Raw genomic sequence first — 13,577 nt, 5'->3', positions numbered from 1 at the left:
CTCAATCCTGGACGGTTCACGGGATGGACGTCCGCCCGTCCCTACCGTCGTGCGCAGCCGACGGAGGGAGATCGCTGGTGTCGCAGACGGTGGCGAACGCAGGGTCGAAGGCACCGACGTCGAAGGGTGGACGGGCGCAGCACGCGGACCGGGCCGCGCTCGCGCGGTACCTCGTCGAGCGGTACGCGGCGGGCGTGAGCCTCATGCGGCTGTCCGAGGACACGGGCCGCAGCTTCGGCCACGTCCGCCGCCTCCTGCTCGACGCCGGCGTCACTCTGCGGCCCCGCGGCGGCAGCCGGCCGCGGAGGACCTGAGAGCGGGTCGCGGCGGGGTGGACGAGGGTGGGTAACCCCCCCCCATGGCCAAGGGCGCACAGGACTACGCGAAGGACTACACCCACCCTGAGCTGCGGGAGAGGCTCAAGGAGGAGATCAAGCAGTCCGACAAGGGCGGGGCGCCGGGGAAGTGGTCGGCGCGCAAGAGCCAGCTGCTCACTCAGGAGTACGAGAAGCAGGGCGGGGGCTACGAGCACCCCGACCAGCCCACCGACGCCCAGCGCAGCCTCGAGCAGTGGACCGACGAGGAGTGGCAGACCGCCGACGGCTCCGCGCAGGCGCGCGGGGACGGCGAGACCGACCGCTACCTGCCGAAGAAGGCGTGGGAGCAGATGTCGGACGAGGAGAAGGAGGAGACCCGCCGGCGCAAGCGGGATGCCTCGAAGGACGGGCAGGGCGACGTCCCGAACACCGCGGCGGCGAAGAAGGAGCGCAAGGGCGCCGAGCTCGACGAGCTGAAGGCGGACGAGGCGGCCAAGCAGGCCCGGCGCCTGGACCCGGAGACGGCGCGGCGGGCGCTCGAGCACGAGCGTGACCACCGCGACCGCACCACCGTCGAGCGCGCGCTGCAGAAGGCGGCCGACGAGGGCTGACCTCGTCGGCGGGGTCAGACCTGCGCGGTCTCGCTGCGCAGGTCGTCCAGGCCGGTGAGGGCGAGCACGCGTCCCGCGACGCTGTCGGTGGAGGCGTGGAGCCGCAGGCCGGCGAGGTCGCGGCGCAGCTCGTGGACGGCCTGCACCGCCGAGCTGGAGAACACCGAGGCGCCGTCGAGGTCGACGGTGACCGCGCGGGCCCCGCCGCGCGCGGCGTCGAGCACGCGGTGGCGGAAGCGCTCGACGGTCTCGGTGTCGATCGGGCCGGTCACGGCGAGCACGTCGTCGTGCAGCTCGGTGGCGAGGTCCTCGTCGGGGTCGCGGACCGTCGCGGCGACGTCCTCGCCGTACGAGCCGACGAGGACGTCGCGGCGCACCGGCGTCACGAGCGTGACCGTGGTGCCGCCGGCGCCGGTCGTGACGTCGACCCGCTCGACGAGCCCGCGCATCATCATCAGCCCGCGCCCGCGGCCTCCTGCGTCGTCGGGGGCCGGCCGCCAGCGCCCGGCGTCGGTGACCGTCACGTGCACCCGCCCGCCGTCGTCGAGCAGGGCCTCCACGCGGGCGCCGACGCCGTCGGCGGGCGGTTCCGGGTGAGCGTGCTCGAGGGCGTTGGTGACGGCCTCGCCCACCGCGTGGACCAGCGCCGACGCGTCGTCGTCGCCGACCCCGGCGTCGTCGAGCCACGCGTCGAGCGCCCGTCGCAGCCGCCGCAGGCCGCGGGGCTCGGCGAGGACCTCGACGGCGAACACCGGCGGCGGCGCGGCCGTGCGCTGCACCGCGAGCAGGGTGGCGTCGTCGGCGTGGCCGCCGCCGGTCCAGCCCATGCGCTCCACGGTGAGCGCGGCGATGCGGTCGACCTGCGCGGCGGGCACGGTGGTGTCGGCCTCGACGTCCTCGTGGCCGGCGGCCACCGCGGTGCGGGCGAGTGCCGTGAGGCCCTCGTCGAGGGTGTGCCCCGGGCGCTCGACGAGGCCGTCGGTGTAGAGCACGAGCACGTCGTCGGCGCCCAGCGCGTCGCGCACCGGCGTGGGGGCCGCCGCGCCGGTGCCGAGCGGGCCGGTGACGCCGCCGGTGACCCACCGGGCGGTGCCGTCGGCGGTGACGACGAACGGTGGCGGGTGTGCGGCGGCGGCCACCTCGAGCGCGCCGCTGTGCGGATCGAGGACGGCGACGCACACCGTCGCGGCGCGGGTGGTCGGCTCGCGCGCGGCGAAGCGGTCGAGCTCGGCGAGGGTGTCCGCGACGCCCCGCCCCGCCGCCAGCGCGTTGGCGCCGACGGCGCGCAGGCGGCCCATGGCCGCGGAGGCCTCGGCGCCGTGGCCCACGACGTCGCCGACCACCACCGCCAGCCCCCCGTCGTCCAGCGGCACCGCGTCGAACCAGTCCCCGCCCGCGGCGAGCTCGCGCTCGGCCACGACGTAGCGGGCGGCGAGACGGGCCCGCGGCAGGACCGGCAGGCCGGTGGGCAGCATCGAGCGCTGCAGGGTGAGCACGACGTCCTGGGCTGCGGCGCGCCGGCGCTCCGACTCGGCGGCCGAGCGCTCGGCCTGCGTGCGCCGCAGCACCTCGTCGGTGACCCGCGCGATGTGCACCGTCATCCCGCGCACCGTGCCGTCGGGGTGGTGGGTGGGGACGAACGTGTAGGAGAACCAGTCCTCCTCGAGGCGGCCGTCGCCGTCGCGGTCGACGAGGATGCGGCGCTCGTCGCCGATCACGGGCTCGCCGCGGGTGAACACCTCGTCGAGGGTCTCGAACACCTGCTGGCCCTCGAGCTCCGGCGCGACCTCGCGGATGGGCCGCCCGACGATCCCGGGGCGGAAGCCCATCGTGGCCCGCGCGGCGCGGTTGGCGGCGACGACCCGGTGCTCGGGGCCCTCGAACGCCCAGAGCACGGCCGGGATGTCCTCGAAGGCGGCGACGACGTCGGCGGGCGTGCCGGCGGGCGAGCCCGCCGATCCGTCCGCGTCCATGCCCCCAAGGTGTCCCGGGACCCGTCCTCCCACACGCGCCGGCGGTCCGCGAGCCGGCCGCCCGGCCGGTGATCGCTCCCGGTGCTCCTCCCACCCGGTGTGAGCGGGTCGCGGGAGCACCCGCAGCGATCACCGGCCGCTTGCCCCGCTCACTACCGTCGGAGCACCGAAGGAATGCTGCGACGACCTGGCCCGGGAGGACGCGATGACGACGACCGCGGTGCCCGCGTCGGACGACGAGGACGACCGGTCGTCCCCGGCCGCGACATCCCCGGCCGCGACGTCCCCGGCCGCGACGTCCCCCGCCGCGACGTCCCCCGCCGGGCCGCCCTCCCGCGCCCCGGTCCTGCGCCCCGACGCGGCGGCGAGCGTGCGCCTGGTCGCCGTGGCGTTCGGTGTCACGGTCGTCGGCACGCGGCTCTACCTCGAGCTCACGGGCTACCCGCAGATCGGCGGCGGGGAGTACCACCTGGCCCACGCGCTGTGGGGCGGGCTGCTGCTCCTGCTCGGCGGCCTCACCGCGCTGCTGTGGTCCGACGCCTGGGTGCCGCGGGTGACCGCCGTGTGCGTCGGGGTCGGGTCGGGGCTGTTCGTCGACGAGGTCGGCAAGTTCATCACCGCCCGCAACGACTACTTCACCCCGCTCGCCGCGCCGATCATCTACGGCGTCTTCCTCGGCGTCCTGGGGGTGTCGGTGCTGGCGCGGCGCCCGGAGCACGTGCCGGAAACGCGCCCGTCACGCCCGGCCCTCACACGCGCTGAGGACCTGCTCCTCCCGCGCTGGGCGCACCGGCTGCTGCTCATCACCGGGTCGGCGCTGCTCGGCCTGCTCTCGCTGGTCGGTCTGGTCGTGCTCGTCGCGCTCTGGAGCAGCGACCCGGGCGTCAGCATCGTCCTCGACGACCGCGTGGTGCCACCGGGCACGCGCCCGCCGATGCTCGTCGTCGCGTCCGCGGGGGAGGCCGTCGTCGGGGTGCTGCTCGTGCTCGCCGCCGGCGCGCTGGCGCTCGGGCGGGACCGGGTGGGGGTGCGCCTGTGCCGGGCCGGCCTGCTCGTCGCCCTCGCCGGGGTCAACGTCGCGCTGGGCTACCTCGACGCCGAGCTGGTCGTCAGCGCCGTCGTCGTCGAGCTCGCGCTGCTCGTGCTCGCCGGCCGGTACCGCTCACGCTTCGTCCCCTGACCGTCCCGCCTCCTCCGCGTGCGCGGCGCGCAGCGTCGTCGTCAGCCAGAGCAGGACGTCGTGCAGGCGCAGGCGTGTCGGCCGGGCGTCGGGGACGGCCGCGGCGACCGCGGCCTCGAGCGCGGCGAACGCGTCGGCGTTGGCGCGCAGCTCCCGGTGCACCACCGCCTCGACGCCGCTGTCGCCCTCCTCGAGGTGGGGGAGCAGGGCGCGGCGGGTGGTGCGCGTGAGGTGGGGGACGAGGTCGGGGTGCGCGTGGTGGCGGGCGGCGAGGACGTGCGCGGCGTGCGGCCCGGCCTCCTCGCCGAGCCGGCGCAGCAGCGCGCCGACGGTGCCCGGTTCGTCGAGGACGGAGAGCTCCTCGTCGGGCAGGTCCCAGAACGCGCGCCCCGCCGCCCGCGCCACGAGGGCGTCGACCAGCGGCGCGGTCGCGGCGAGGGCGTCGTGGACCTCCTGCCAGCGCTCGCGGTCGAGGCGCCCGTGCAGGCCCTCCGCGAGCAGGACCTCGGCGTCGATCCCGCACGCCGCCGGCCGCGCGTCGAACCGCGCCCACCCGTACGCCGGGACCGCCGTCCATCGACCCTCCGGCGTCCCCGGCGACCGGAAGCGCACCCACCGCCGGGCGCACGCGTACCCGACGACGGCGTCGAGCGCGCGGCCCACCGGCAGCGGCTCGGGCCCGAGGCAGGGCAGGCGCAGCACCGCCTCGGTGTGCGGGACGACGGCGGCCACGCACCCCATGGTGCCGCGCCGCCCGGCCTACCGTGACGCGACGGCCACCCCGACCTCCGTCAGCCCCTGCAGCACCGCCGGCAGCGGCTCGCGGTGCAGCACGCCGAGGCGCTGTGTCGCCCGGGTCAGCGCGACGTAGAGCTCGGCGGCCCCGCGCGGCCCGTCGGCGAGGATGCGCTCGGGCTCGACGACGAGCACCGCGTCGAACTCCAGGCCCTTGGTCGCCGACGGCGCGGTCGCTCCCGGCACGTCGGGCGGCCCGATGACGACGCTGGTCCCCGGGCGGCCCTCCTCGTCGGCGACGAACGCCGCGATCGCCGCGGGCAGCTCGTCCGCGGCGACCCGCCGCGACCACGGGACCACGCCGCTCGCCCGCACCGACTCCGGGGGAGCGACCCCGGGGGCGAACGCCGCGAGCACCCCCGCCGCGACGGCCATGACCTCGGCCGGCGTGCGGTAGTTGACCGTCAGCGACCGGTACACCCACCGCCCCGGCACGTACCGGTCGAGCACCTCGCCCCACGACGTCGCGCCCGCCGGGGAGCGGCGCTGCGCGAGGTCCCCGACGACGGTGAACCCGTGGCCCGGGCAGCGGCGCATCAGCACGCGCCAGTCCATCGCCGAGAGCTCCTGCGCCTCGTCGACGACGACGTGGCGGTAGGTCCAGTCGCGGTCCGCGGCGGCGCGCTCGGCGAGGTCGCGGGTGTCGGTCTCCTCGAAGCGCTCGGCGAGGACGCCGGCGTGGGTGAGGTCGGTGACGCGCACACCGAGGTCCTCGTCCAGCTCCTCGCCGTCCAGCGTGAGGATCTCCATGACGCCCGCGGCGTACTCCGCCTCCGCCCGCTCCTCGGCCGTGACCCGGCGCTCCTGCGCGCGCGCCGCCGCCGGGTCCCGCCCGAGCAGGTCGACCAGCTCGTCGAGCAGCGGCACATCGGACACGGTCCAGGCGTCGCCGACGGCGCGCAGCAGGGCGGGGTCGGCGCCGGCGGCGCGCAGCCGTTCCGGCGAGGTGTAGAGCGTCGCCAGGACGTCCCGCGGCGTCAGCACCGGCCACAGCGCGTCGATCGCGGCGGCGAACCCCTCGTGCTCGGCGAGCTCGTCGATGAGCTCGGCGCGCATCTGCTCCCACGCCGTGCGGTCGTCGCGGGTCAGCCAGCCCCGCCCGATCCGACCGATCGCCCGCTCGGTGAGCACGTAGACGACGATCTCGCGGAACACCTCCCGGGCCTCGTTGTGCGGTCGCCCGCTCGCCCGCGCCTCCTCGCGCGCCCACTGCGCGGTCGCGGCGTCGATCCGCACCGTGAGGTCCTGGAGCTCGATGTCCAGGGGCTCGTCGGGCAGCTGCTGACGGTCGGCGACCGCGCCCGCGAGCACGTCGAGGATCGCGAGCGACCCCTTGGCGCGCGCGGCCGCGGGCGTGTCCTCGGCCGTGACGGAGAGCCCCGGCACGAGGTCGCCGGGCGTCGCGACCACGACGTCGGTCTCGCCGAGCGCGGGCAGCACGCGCCCGATGTGGTCGAGGAACGCCGGGTTCGGGCCGACGACGAGCACGCCGTGGCGCGCGATGCGCTCGCGCTGGGTGTAGAGCAGGTAGGCGACGCGGTGCAGGGCGACGACGGTCTTCCCCGTGCCCGGCCCGCCCTCGATCACCGTCACGCCGGGGTGCTCGAGGCGGATGATCTCGTCCTGCTCGGCCTGGATCGTCGCGACGATGTCGCGCATGCCCGCACCGCGCGGCGCGTTGACCGCCGCCAGCAGGGCCTCGTCGCCGCCGGCGTCCTCGCGCAGATCGCCGAAGTGCTCGTCGGAGAAATCGACCAGGCGGCGCCCGTGCGTGCGGAACCGGCGACGGCGGCGCAGTTCCTCCGGATGTGCGGCGGTCGCGGTGTAGAACGGTCGCGCGGCCGGTGCCCGCCAATCCAGCAGGAGTGGCGCGTAGTCGTCGTCCTCGTCGAGGATCCCGATGCGGCCGACGTAGTGGCGCTCGCCGCTCTCGGTGTCGAGCCGCCCGAAGCACAGGCCGCTGTCGGCCACCTCCAGCCGTCTGACCTGCGAAGCGAGTGCGCGGATGCGCACGTCGCGGTCCATCGGTGACTCGCCGTCACCCCGCAGCGCCGCGCGGTACGCCCGCCGGGCCCGCGCCCGCTCGGCGTCCAGGCGCGCGTAGAGCCCGCCGACGTAGCGCTGCTCGGCGCGCCATTCCTCGTGGTGTCCCTGATCCGTCACGGGCCTCCTCGCCGGTTCGATGCGCAGAATGGTGCGGAACGACCCCGGTCTTGCGGCAAGCCCCCCGGCGCGCTATACGTTGGACACGGCGGGAAAGGCGAGCTCGCGGATTCGCCGGTGGAACCGATCGGTGGCCGGCGAGCGGTGCTCGGGCCCGGTGACGGTGTTCCCGCAGGCCGAGCCCGGCGGCGACACCCTCGAAGACGAGCTGCGCGACCGCCCCGCCCCGCCGTTCCGCACGCCCCACCCAGACCGGGGCTGACACGTCGTCGTTGGCTGCGTCAGGCCGCCGGGCCAGGGCCCCGGGTCAGGTGGTGGCCGCCTGCTCCGCCGCCCGACCCGTCCCGTACGGCGTCCAGTCGAAGCCCTCGCCGGGACGTCCCCACACGACGACGAAGGCGGCGGGCTCCGGCCCGTCGTTGCGCACGCCGTGCTCGACACCCGCCGGTGCCAGCAGCGCGTCACCGGCGACCATGTCGACCTGCCGCTCGCCCAGCGTCATCGTCGCCCGGCCCGTGACGAGCAGGTAGAGCTCGTCGAGCGGCTCGTCGTGGGGGTGGACGTGGTTGCCCTCGGTCGCGCCGGGCGGGAACACCCAGCGGTGCACCGCCACCGGCAGCCGCGTCTCCTCGCGGAAGTACCACTGCGCCTGCACGGGCGCCGCGCCCTCGTGCAGGAGGTAGGGGAAGCCGCCCTCGCCGGCGCGCTCGATGCTCGCTGCGTCCATGCGCCCCAGCGTGCGGACCCGGGGCCCGTCCACGGAAGACGTACGTAGTTGCCGCCCTGTCCGGTGGGGGCGCTCCCGTCCTTCACTGTCCGGACCGCACCGAGGTACGAGGGGGTCCGACATGGAGGCGATCGACCGCGCGTCGCTGCCGGTGGCGCTGGAGGCCGAGGGGGTGGAGGTGCGCGCCGTGGAGGCGGGGGAGCTGACGGCCGGGTGGTTCGCCTTCGCCGCCGGCACCGACCTGCGTCCGGCGCTCGCGGGCCTGCCCGACGACCTGTGCCCCTGCCCGCACTGGGGCTACATGATCAAGGGACACCTGCGGATGCACACCGCCGACGGCCCGCGCGACTACACAGGAGGCCAGGCGTTCTACTGGCCGCCGGGGCACGCCCCCGAGGCGATCACCGACTGCGAGTACGTCGACTTCTCGCCGTCGGCCGAGCTCGCGAAGGTGGTCGCGCACATCCAGGGCTGAGCGCGTCGTCGCGGTGAGCGGGTCGACCGTGCCGCGGTGGCACGGTCTGTGGTGGTCGGGTCCCCCCGACCGTCCCCGGAGGAGCCCGATGACCGGTCCGACGCGGCCCGACCCGACGCGACCCCCCTCGACGAGCACCTCGACGGCGGTCGCCCGGTTCGTCACGGAAGCGACCGGGGCGTGACGCGTACCTTTTCTGACATGACCATGGACGAGGGCTGGCCGTCGCTGCGCGTCGCGGACTGGGAGGCCACGCGCGACACGCTGCACATGTGGACGCAGGTCATCGGCAAGGTCCGGCTGGCGGCCGCGCCGATGGTCAACCACTGGTGGCAGGTGCCGCTCTACGTCTCACCGCGCGGGCTCACCACCTCGTCGGTGCCGTGGGGTCGGCGCCTGTTCGACGCCGAGTTCGACTTCGTGGAGCACCGCCTGCGCCTACGGGTGAGCAGCGGTGAGGAGCGCACGGTCGCGCTCGAGCCGAAGCCGGTGTCGGAGTTCTGGGCGGAGACCCGCCGTGCGCTCGACGACCTCGGCCTCGACGTCCCGATCAACACCCGGCCGGTCGAGGTCGTGCGCGCGATCCCGTTCGAGGAGGACACCGAGCACGCGAGCTACGACGCCGACGCCGCGCACCGGTTCTGGGGCCAGCTCATCGCGACCGACCGGGTGCTCACGCAGTTCCGCTCGCGGTTCATCGGCAAGGTCAGCCCCGTCCACTTCTTCTGGGGCAGCTTCGACATGGCCGTCACCCGCTTCTCCGGCCGTCGCGCCCCCGACCACCCGGGCGGCGCGCCCAACTGCGGGGACTGGGTGATGGTCGAGGGCTACTCGCACGAGCTGTCGAGCGCCGGGTTCTGGCCCGGCGGCGGCGAGGAGGGCGCGTTCTACGCCTACGCCTACCCGGAGCCGGCGGGCTTCCGCGAGCACCCCGTGCGCCCGTCGGAGGCCTACTACTACGAGGCCGGCGGCCAGTTCCTGCTGCCCTACGAGGCCGTGCGCACCAGCGCCGACCCGGAGAGCACGCTGCTCGACTTCCTCCAGGACACCTACGAGGCGGCCGCCGACCACGGCCACTGGGACCGCGCCGAGCTCGAGGACGACCCCGTGCGGCGCGCCTCGCCGCGGTAGGGGCTGCCCGGGGTCAGAGCACCTGGTGGCCGTACATCTCGCCGAGGGGGTCGGAGATGAGCTCGATGCGCGCGCCGTCGGGGTCGCGGAAGTACACCGAGACCCCGCTGTGCACCTCGTGCTCGACGCCGGCCTCCTCCAGGCGCGCGACGAGCTCCGACCAGCGCTCCGGCTCGACGCTGATGGCCAGGTGGTGCAGCCCGCCCAGGACCTCGGCGTACGGGCCGACGTCGAGCCCGGGGAAGTCGAAGAAGGCGACGAGGTTGCCGTTGCCGATGTCGAAGAAGAAGTGCGACGAGCCGGGGTAGTCGCGGTTCTCGATCAGCTCGGTGAGCGGGAAGCCGAGCACGTCCTGGTAGAAGCGCACGGTCCGCTCGACGTCGCTCGACACCAGCGCCGTGTGGTGCAGCCCGCGCGCCGTGGACGCGGGCCGCTCGGCGAGGGGCTTGAGGTGGGCGTCGCGGATGCGATCGCGCTCGGCGTCGAGGGTGGCGGTGTCGACGGTCATCGGGCTCTCCTCGGTAGAAGTTGACGTGTCATCTATCTTGCACCCTGTTCGATGACACGTCAACGAGTAGCATCGACGGCATGGCCGGACCCCGGTGGCTCGACGACCACCAGCAGCGCGCATGGCGCGGCCACCTCGCGATGACCGCGCAGCTGCAGGCGCAGCTCGGGCGCCGGCTGCAGGCCGACGCGGGGCTCTCGTTCGCCGACTTCGACGTGCTGGTGGCGCTGAGCGAGCGTGACGGGCCCCTGCGCGTCCAGGAGCTGGCCGACGGGCTGCAGTGGGAGAAGAGCCGGCTGTCCCACCACCTCGCGCGGATGCAGAAGCGCGGCCTCGTCGAGCGCCAGGACTGCCCCGACGACGCGCGCGGCGCGTTCATCGTCCTCAGCGCCGACGGCCGCCGGGCGATCGAGCAGGCGGCGCCGGCGCACGTCGAGGCGGTGCGGTCGCTGGTGTTCGACGGGCTCGACGACCGCCAGGTCGAGGCCTGGGCGGCCATCAGCGACGAGGTCCTGGCGCGGGTGGAGCGGGATCGGGCGGTGGGTTCCTGAGGGGGTCTCAGCGTGCGGGGCGGGACTGTCGGGGGTCGGGGCTACCGTCGAACACGTGAGCGAGTCGGTGGGTGCGGCCGAGCGGGAGGCGCTCGCGCGGGCCCGCGCGGACGTGATCGCTCAGCGCGCGGGCTATCACCGCCGGCTGCAGGCCATCGCCACGCTCGCCGACCTGAACACGGTCGTGGCCGCGGGCTACCGCTCGCTCGAGGCGCTGGTCGCCGACCGCGACAACCTCGATCGGGCCGACGCGAAACGCCTGGTGGCCGAGGCCGCCGATCTGTGCGCGCGGACCTCGCTGCACGGCGAGCTGTTGCCCGCGCGGCTGCCGGCCACCGCGGACGCGCTGGCCGCGGGGGCGATCGACCCGGCGCACGTGAAGGTCATCCGGGACACGATGCGCCACCTCGACGCCCTGATGCCCCCACCGCCACCGCAGGAGTGGTCCGGGGTGGAGCGCACGCTGGCCGAGCAGGCCCAGGTGCTGCCGCCGCGGATGCTGCGGGTGCTGGCGAAGAAGTTCGTCGACCTCTACGACCCCGACGGCGCCGCCCCACCCGACGGCGAGGACGCCCTCGACGAGCTGCGGCTGCTGCGACGCAAGGACGGGTCGCTGGTCTTCAAGGGCCGGCTCGGTGACCCCCTCGACGCCGAGATGGTCATCGAGGTGTTCGGGGTGCTCGCCGCCCCGACCGGCGCCGACGACGAGCGGCCGCTCGAGCGCCAGGCCGACGCGTTCACCGAGCTCGTCGGGGACACCCGCGGCCCCCGCGGCCTGGCCACCGACACCCGCCGGGAACACCGCGACACCAAACACCGCGACACCGAGCCCGCAGCCGACTCGACCACCGAGCCAGACTCGTCCACCGAGCCGGACGCCGACGGCGCGGCCACACGCGACGGCGCGCCGCGCACTGACGCCGGGCCCGGGGAGCCGGCCCCGGACGTCGAGCCGGGCGCCGGCGGCGGGCGCGTCGAGCCGGCCCCGGACACCGAGCCCGAGGGCGCGGCCCCGCTCGCGTTGATCCCCGCGCCGCGCCGACCCGACCCGGCTCCCTCGGCGGGTGGCTGGACCGAGCGACCCGGGCGGGCGCTGCTCACGATCACCATCGACCACCGCTGGCTCTGCGCCGCCCTCGCCGAGCGCGGCGGCCACGGCACCCTGGACTCCGGGCACGCCGTCGACCCCGCCACCGTGCGCCGCTGGGCCTGCGACGCCGAGATCGTCCCCATGCTCCTCGGCTCCCGCTCCGAACCCCTCGACGTCGGGCGCACCCAGCGCACCGCCCCCGACGCCCTGCGCCGCGCACTGAACCTGCGCGACGGCGGCTGCGCGTTCCCCGGCTGCACCCGCCGCCCCCGCCGCTGCCACGCCCACCACATTCGCCACTGGCTCGACGGCGGACCCACGGCGCTGGACAACCTGTGCCTGCTCTGCCGCCACCACCACCAGCTCATCCACCACGGCCACTGGCAGATCGAGATGATCGAGGGCCGGCCCTGGTTCACCCCACCCTGGATCATCGACCCCGAACGAAGACCCCGACCCGGCGGACGACCCCGCATCCCCACCTGACGTCGGAGCGACGCGGGTGCCGTCAGCGCGACGGTCGGGCCAGTGCGCCCTGCCGCGCGGCCTTCTCGGGCTCCGACATGCGGCGGTTCTCGACCACGCGCTGCTGCGTCGCCTCGTCGCCGCCCACGACGTGGTCGTCGCCGGCCATCACCGCGTCGATGCCCTGGCGCGCGACCTGGGTCCGGTCGTTCTTCCAGCTGTTGTCGCCGAAGCGCGTGTCGCCCATACCGGCGCGGTGGTGGAACTCGGAGTCGGTGGCGCCGGGCAGCAGCGCGGTGACGGTGATGCCCTCCTCGCGCAGCTCCTCGCGGATCGACTCGGCGAAGGAGAACCCGAACGCCTTGGTCGGGCCGTAGACCGGCTCGTACGGGGTCGGGGTGGTCGCCGAGGTCGAGGAGACGACCAGGATGCGCCGATCCCCCTGGTCCGGGCCCTGCGCGAGCATCGCGCGCACGACGCGCTTGGCCATGTGCACCGTGCCCGCGCAGTTGATCGCGATCATGCGGAGCTCGTCGTCGAGGTCGGTGTCGGCGAACGCCCCGCCCACCCCGACACCGACGTTGAGGCACGCGACGTTCAGCGGCCGGCCGAGGTCGGCGACGAAGGTCCAGAACGCCTCGACACCCTCGTACGTCGCGGCGTCGGCCTGCAGCGGGAAGGCGTCGACGCCCAGCTCGCGCAGGGACGACGCGGCCTCGTGCACGCGCTCGCTCTGCCCGGAGACCGCGACGTCGTGCCCGCGGCGGGCGAGCTCGGCGGCGAGCTCGTAGCCGATGCCGGACGAGCCGCCGGTGACGAGGGCGAGCGGTCGGGTGGGAGCCATGTCGAGGGATGCCCGACGGCGGGGCGATGATTCCCGGCCGTGCTGTCCGTCCCACCCGGCATGGACAGGATCGCGGGAGGACCCGGCGTGGACGACCTCTGGACGATGGTGCACGCGGAGCGCGCGGCGCTGGTCGAGGACCTGCGCGGTGTCGACGCGGCGCGGTGGGAGACGCCGTCACCGTGCGCGGGGTGGAGCGTGCACGACGTCGTCGCGCACCTCGTCGACAGCGCCCGGACGACGCGGCTCGGCTTCGCGGCCGCCATGGTGCGGGCCCGCTTCGACTTCGACCGCCTCAACGACCAGGGCGTCGCCCGCGAGCGCCGGGCGACGCCGGGGGAGACCCTCGAACGGCTCGCCGCCGTCGTTCGGCGCACCTCGTCACCACCCGCGCCGCGGGACACCCGGCTCGTCGAGGAGGTGGTGCACGGCGAGGACGTCCGCCGGCCCCTCGGCATCGCCCACACCTATCCGACCGAGGCGGTGGTCCGCGCGCTGCGGCTCCAGGTGCGCACCCCGGCGTCGTTCGGCGGCGCGAAGGAGCGCGTGGCCCCGCTGCGCCTGCGCGCGACCGACGCCGACGTCGTGATCGGCGACGGCCCGGAGGTGCGGGGCACGGCCCTGGCGCTCCTCCTCACGGTCAGCGGCCGACCGGTGCACCCCGGCGAGCTCGCGGGCCCCGGCCTCGCCGACCTCGCCGAAGACGGCTGACGCGAGTACGTACTTCCCGCCCGTCCGGCGCCGTGC

15 protein-coding genes are annotated in these 13,577 nt (G+C 75.5%); 9 read left to right on the top strand and 6 right to left on the bottom strand.

All coding sequences use genetic code 11. From position 1 onward, the window contains the following. Positions 1–77: 77 nt before the first annotated feature. Both PH190_RS25335 and PH190_RS25330 read left to right on the top strand, forming a co-directional pair. A complete protein-coding gene (locus PH190_RS25335; protein WP_274234312.1) occupies positions 78–314 on the top strand; it encodes a helix-turn-helix domain-containing protein in 237 nt (78 codons plus the stop codon). 44 nt (positions 315–358) lie between these two features. Further along, positions 359–928 carry a hypothetical protein gene (locus PH190_RS25330; protein ID WP_274234311.1) on the top strand — a complete coding sequence of 190 codons (570 nt, stop codon included), beginning with the start codon at positions 359–361 and terminating at the stop codon, positions 926–928. 14 nt (positions 929–942) lie between these two features. Here the strand turns inward: PH190_RS25330 and PH190_RS25325 are convergent, their stop codons facing one another. Then, positions 943–2,901, bottom strand: a complete 1,959-nt coding sequence (locus PH190_RS25325) for a SpoIIE family protein phosphatase (RefSeq protein WP_274234310.1) — start codon at positions 2,899–2,901, stop codon at positions 943–945. Between the two features lie 205 nt (positions 2,902–3,106). Here PH190_RS25325 and PH190_RS25320 point away from each other — a divergent pair, with 205 nt between their 5' ends. Further along, entirely contained in the window at positions 3,107–4,081 is a 975-nt protein-coding gene (locus PH190_RS25320; protein WP_274234309.1) for a hypothetical protein, read from the top strand. Here PH190_RS25320 and PH190_RS25315 read toward each other — a convergent pair. Both PH190_RS25315 and helR read right to left on the bottom strand, forming a co-directional pair. Further along, positions 4,064–4,813: a hypothetical protein gene (locus PH190_RS25315; protein ID WP_274234308.1), complete on the bottom strand. Its 750-nt coding sequence runs from the start codon at positions 4,811–4,813 to the stop codon at positions 4,064–4,066. The genes PH190_RS25320 and PH190_RS25315 overlap by 18 nt on opposite strands. Before the next feature lie 27 nt (positions 4,814–4,840). Further along, on the bottom strand, positions 4,841–7,039 hold the full coding sequence (helR, locus tag PH190_RS25310) for an RNA polymerase recycling motor ATPase HelR (RefSeq protein WP_274234307.1): 2,199 nt from the start codon (positions 7,037–7,039) through the stop codon (positions 4,841–4,843). A gap of 130 nt (positions 7,040–7,169) precedes the next feature. Here helR and PH190_RS25305 point away from each other — a divergent pair, with 130 nt between their 5' ends. Further along, positions 7,170–7,301, top strand: coding sequence for a hypothetical protein (locus tag PH190_RS25305; protein ID WP_274234306.1), 132 nt, complete (start codon positions 7,170–7,172; stop codon positions 7,299–7,301). Between the two features lie 45 nt (positions 7,302–7,346). Here the strand turns inward: PH190_RS25305 and PH190_RS25300 are convergent, their stop codons facing one another. Next, complete coding sequence (locus PH190_RS25300; RefSeq protein ID WP_274234305.1) at positions 7,347–7,766, bottom strand: cupin domain-containing protein; 420 nt, start codon at positions 7,764–7,766, stop codon at positions 7,347–7,349. Between the two features lie 121 nt (positions 7,767–7,887). Between PH190_RS25300 and PH190_RS25295 the strand changes: the two genes are divergently transcribed. Together PH190_RS25295 and PH190_RS25290 are read left to right on the top strand one after the other, a co-directional pair. Continuing rightward, the gene (locus tag PH190_RS25295; RefSeq protein WP_274234304.1) at positions 7,888–8,241 is read left to right on the top strand and encodes a cupin domain-containing protein; all 354 of its coding nucleotides are present in this window, start codon (positions 7,888–7,890) and stop codon (positions 8,239–8,241) included. Between the two features lie 201 nt (positions 8,242–8,442). Next, complete coding sequence (locus PH190_RS25290) at positions 8,443–9,372, top strand: DUF5996 family protein (protein WP_274234303.1); 930 nt, start codon at positions 8,443–8,445, stop codon at positions 9,370–9,372. A 13-nt stretch (positions 9,373–9,385) separates the two neighbouring features. Here the strand turns inward: PH190_RS25290 and PH190_RS25285 are convergent, their stop codons facing one another. After that, positions 9,386–9,880: a VOC family protein gene (locus PH190_RS25285; RefSeq protein ID WP_274234302.1), complete on the bottom strand. Its 495-nt coding sequence runs from the start codon at positions 9,878–9,880 to the stop codon at positions 9,386–9,388. 80 nt (positions 9,881–9,960) lie between these two features. Between PH190_RS25285 and PH190_RS25280 the strand changes: the two genes are divergently transcribed. Together PH190_RS25280 and PH190_RS25275 are read left to right on the top strand one after the other, a co-directional pair. After that, positions 9,961–10,431, top strand: coding sequence for a MarR family winged helix-turn-helix transcriptional regulator (locus PH190_RS25280; RefSeq protein WP_274234301.1), 471 nt, complete (start codon positions 9,961–9,963; stop codon positions 10,429–10,431). Between the two features lie 55 nt (positions 10,432–10,486). Further along, positions 10,487–12,007, top strand: coding sequence for a DUF222 domain-containing protein (locus PH190_RS25275; RefSeq protein WP_274234300.1), 1,521 nt, complete (start codon positions 10,487–10,489; stop codon positions 12,005–12,007). A gap of 22 nt (positions 12,008–12,029) precedes the next feature. Here PH190_RS25275 and PH190_RS25270 read toward each other — a convergent pair whose 3' ends face one another. Next, complete coding sequence (locus PH190_RS25270) at positions 12,030–12,830, bottom strand: SDR family NAD(P)-dependent oxidoreductase (protein WP_274234299.1); 801 nt, start codon at positions 12,828–12,830, stop codon at positions 12,030–12,032. 87 nt (positions 12,831–12,917) lie between these two features. Between PH190_RS25270 and PH190_RS25265 the strand changes: the two genes are divergently transcribed. Then, entirely contained in the window at positions 12,918–13,541 is a 624-nt protein-coding gene (locus PH190_RS25265) for a maleylpyruvate isomerase family mycothiol-dependent enzyme (RefSeq protein WP_274234298.1), read from the top strand. The last annotated feature ends 36 nt before the right edge of the window (positions 13,542–13,577 follow it).

The sequence above is a fragment of the Actinomycetospora straminea genome (genome assembly GCF_028737255.1).
Classification (GTDB): domain Bacteria; phylum Actinomycetota; class Actinomycetes; order Mycobacteriales; family Pseudonocardiaceae; genus Actinomycetospora; species Actinomycetospora straminea.
The sequence above is the reverse complement of the archived record's forward strand: the minus strand, read 5'-3'. Positions and strand labels throughout refer to the sequence as shown.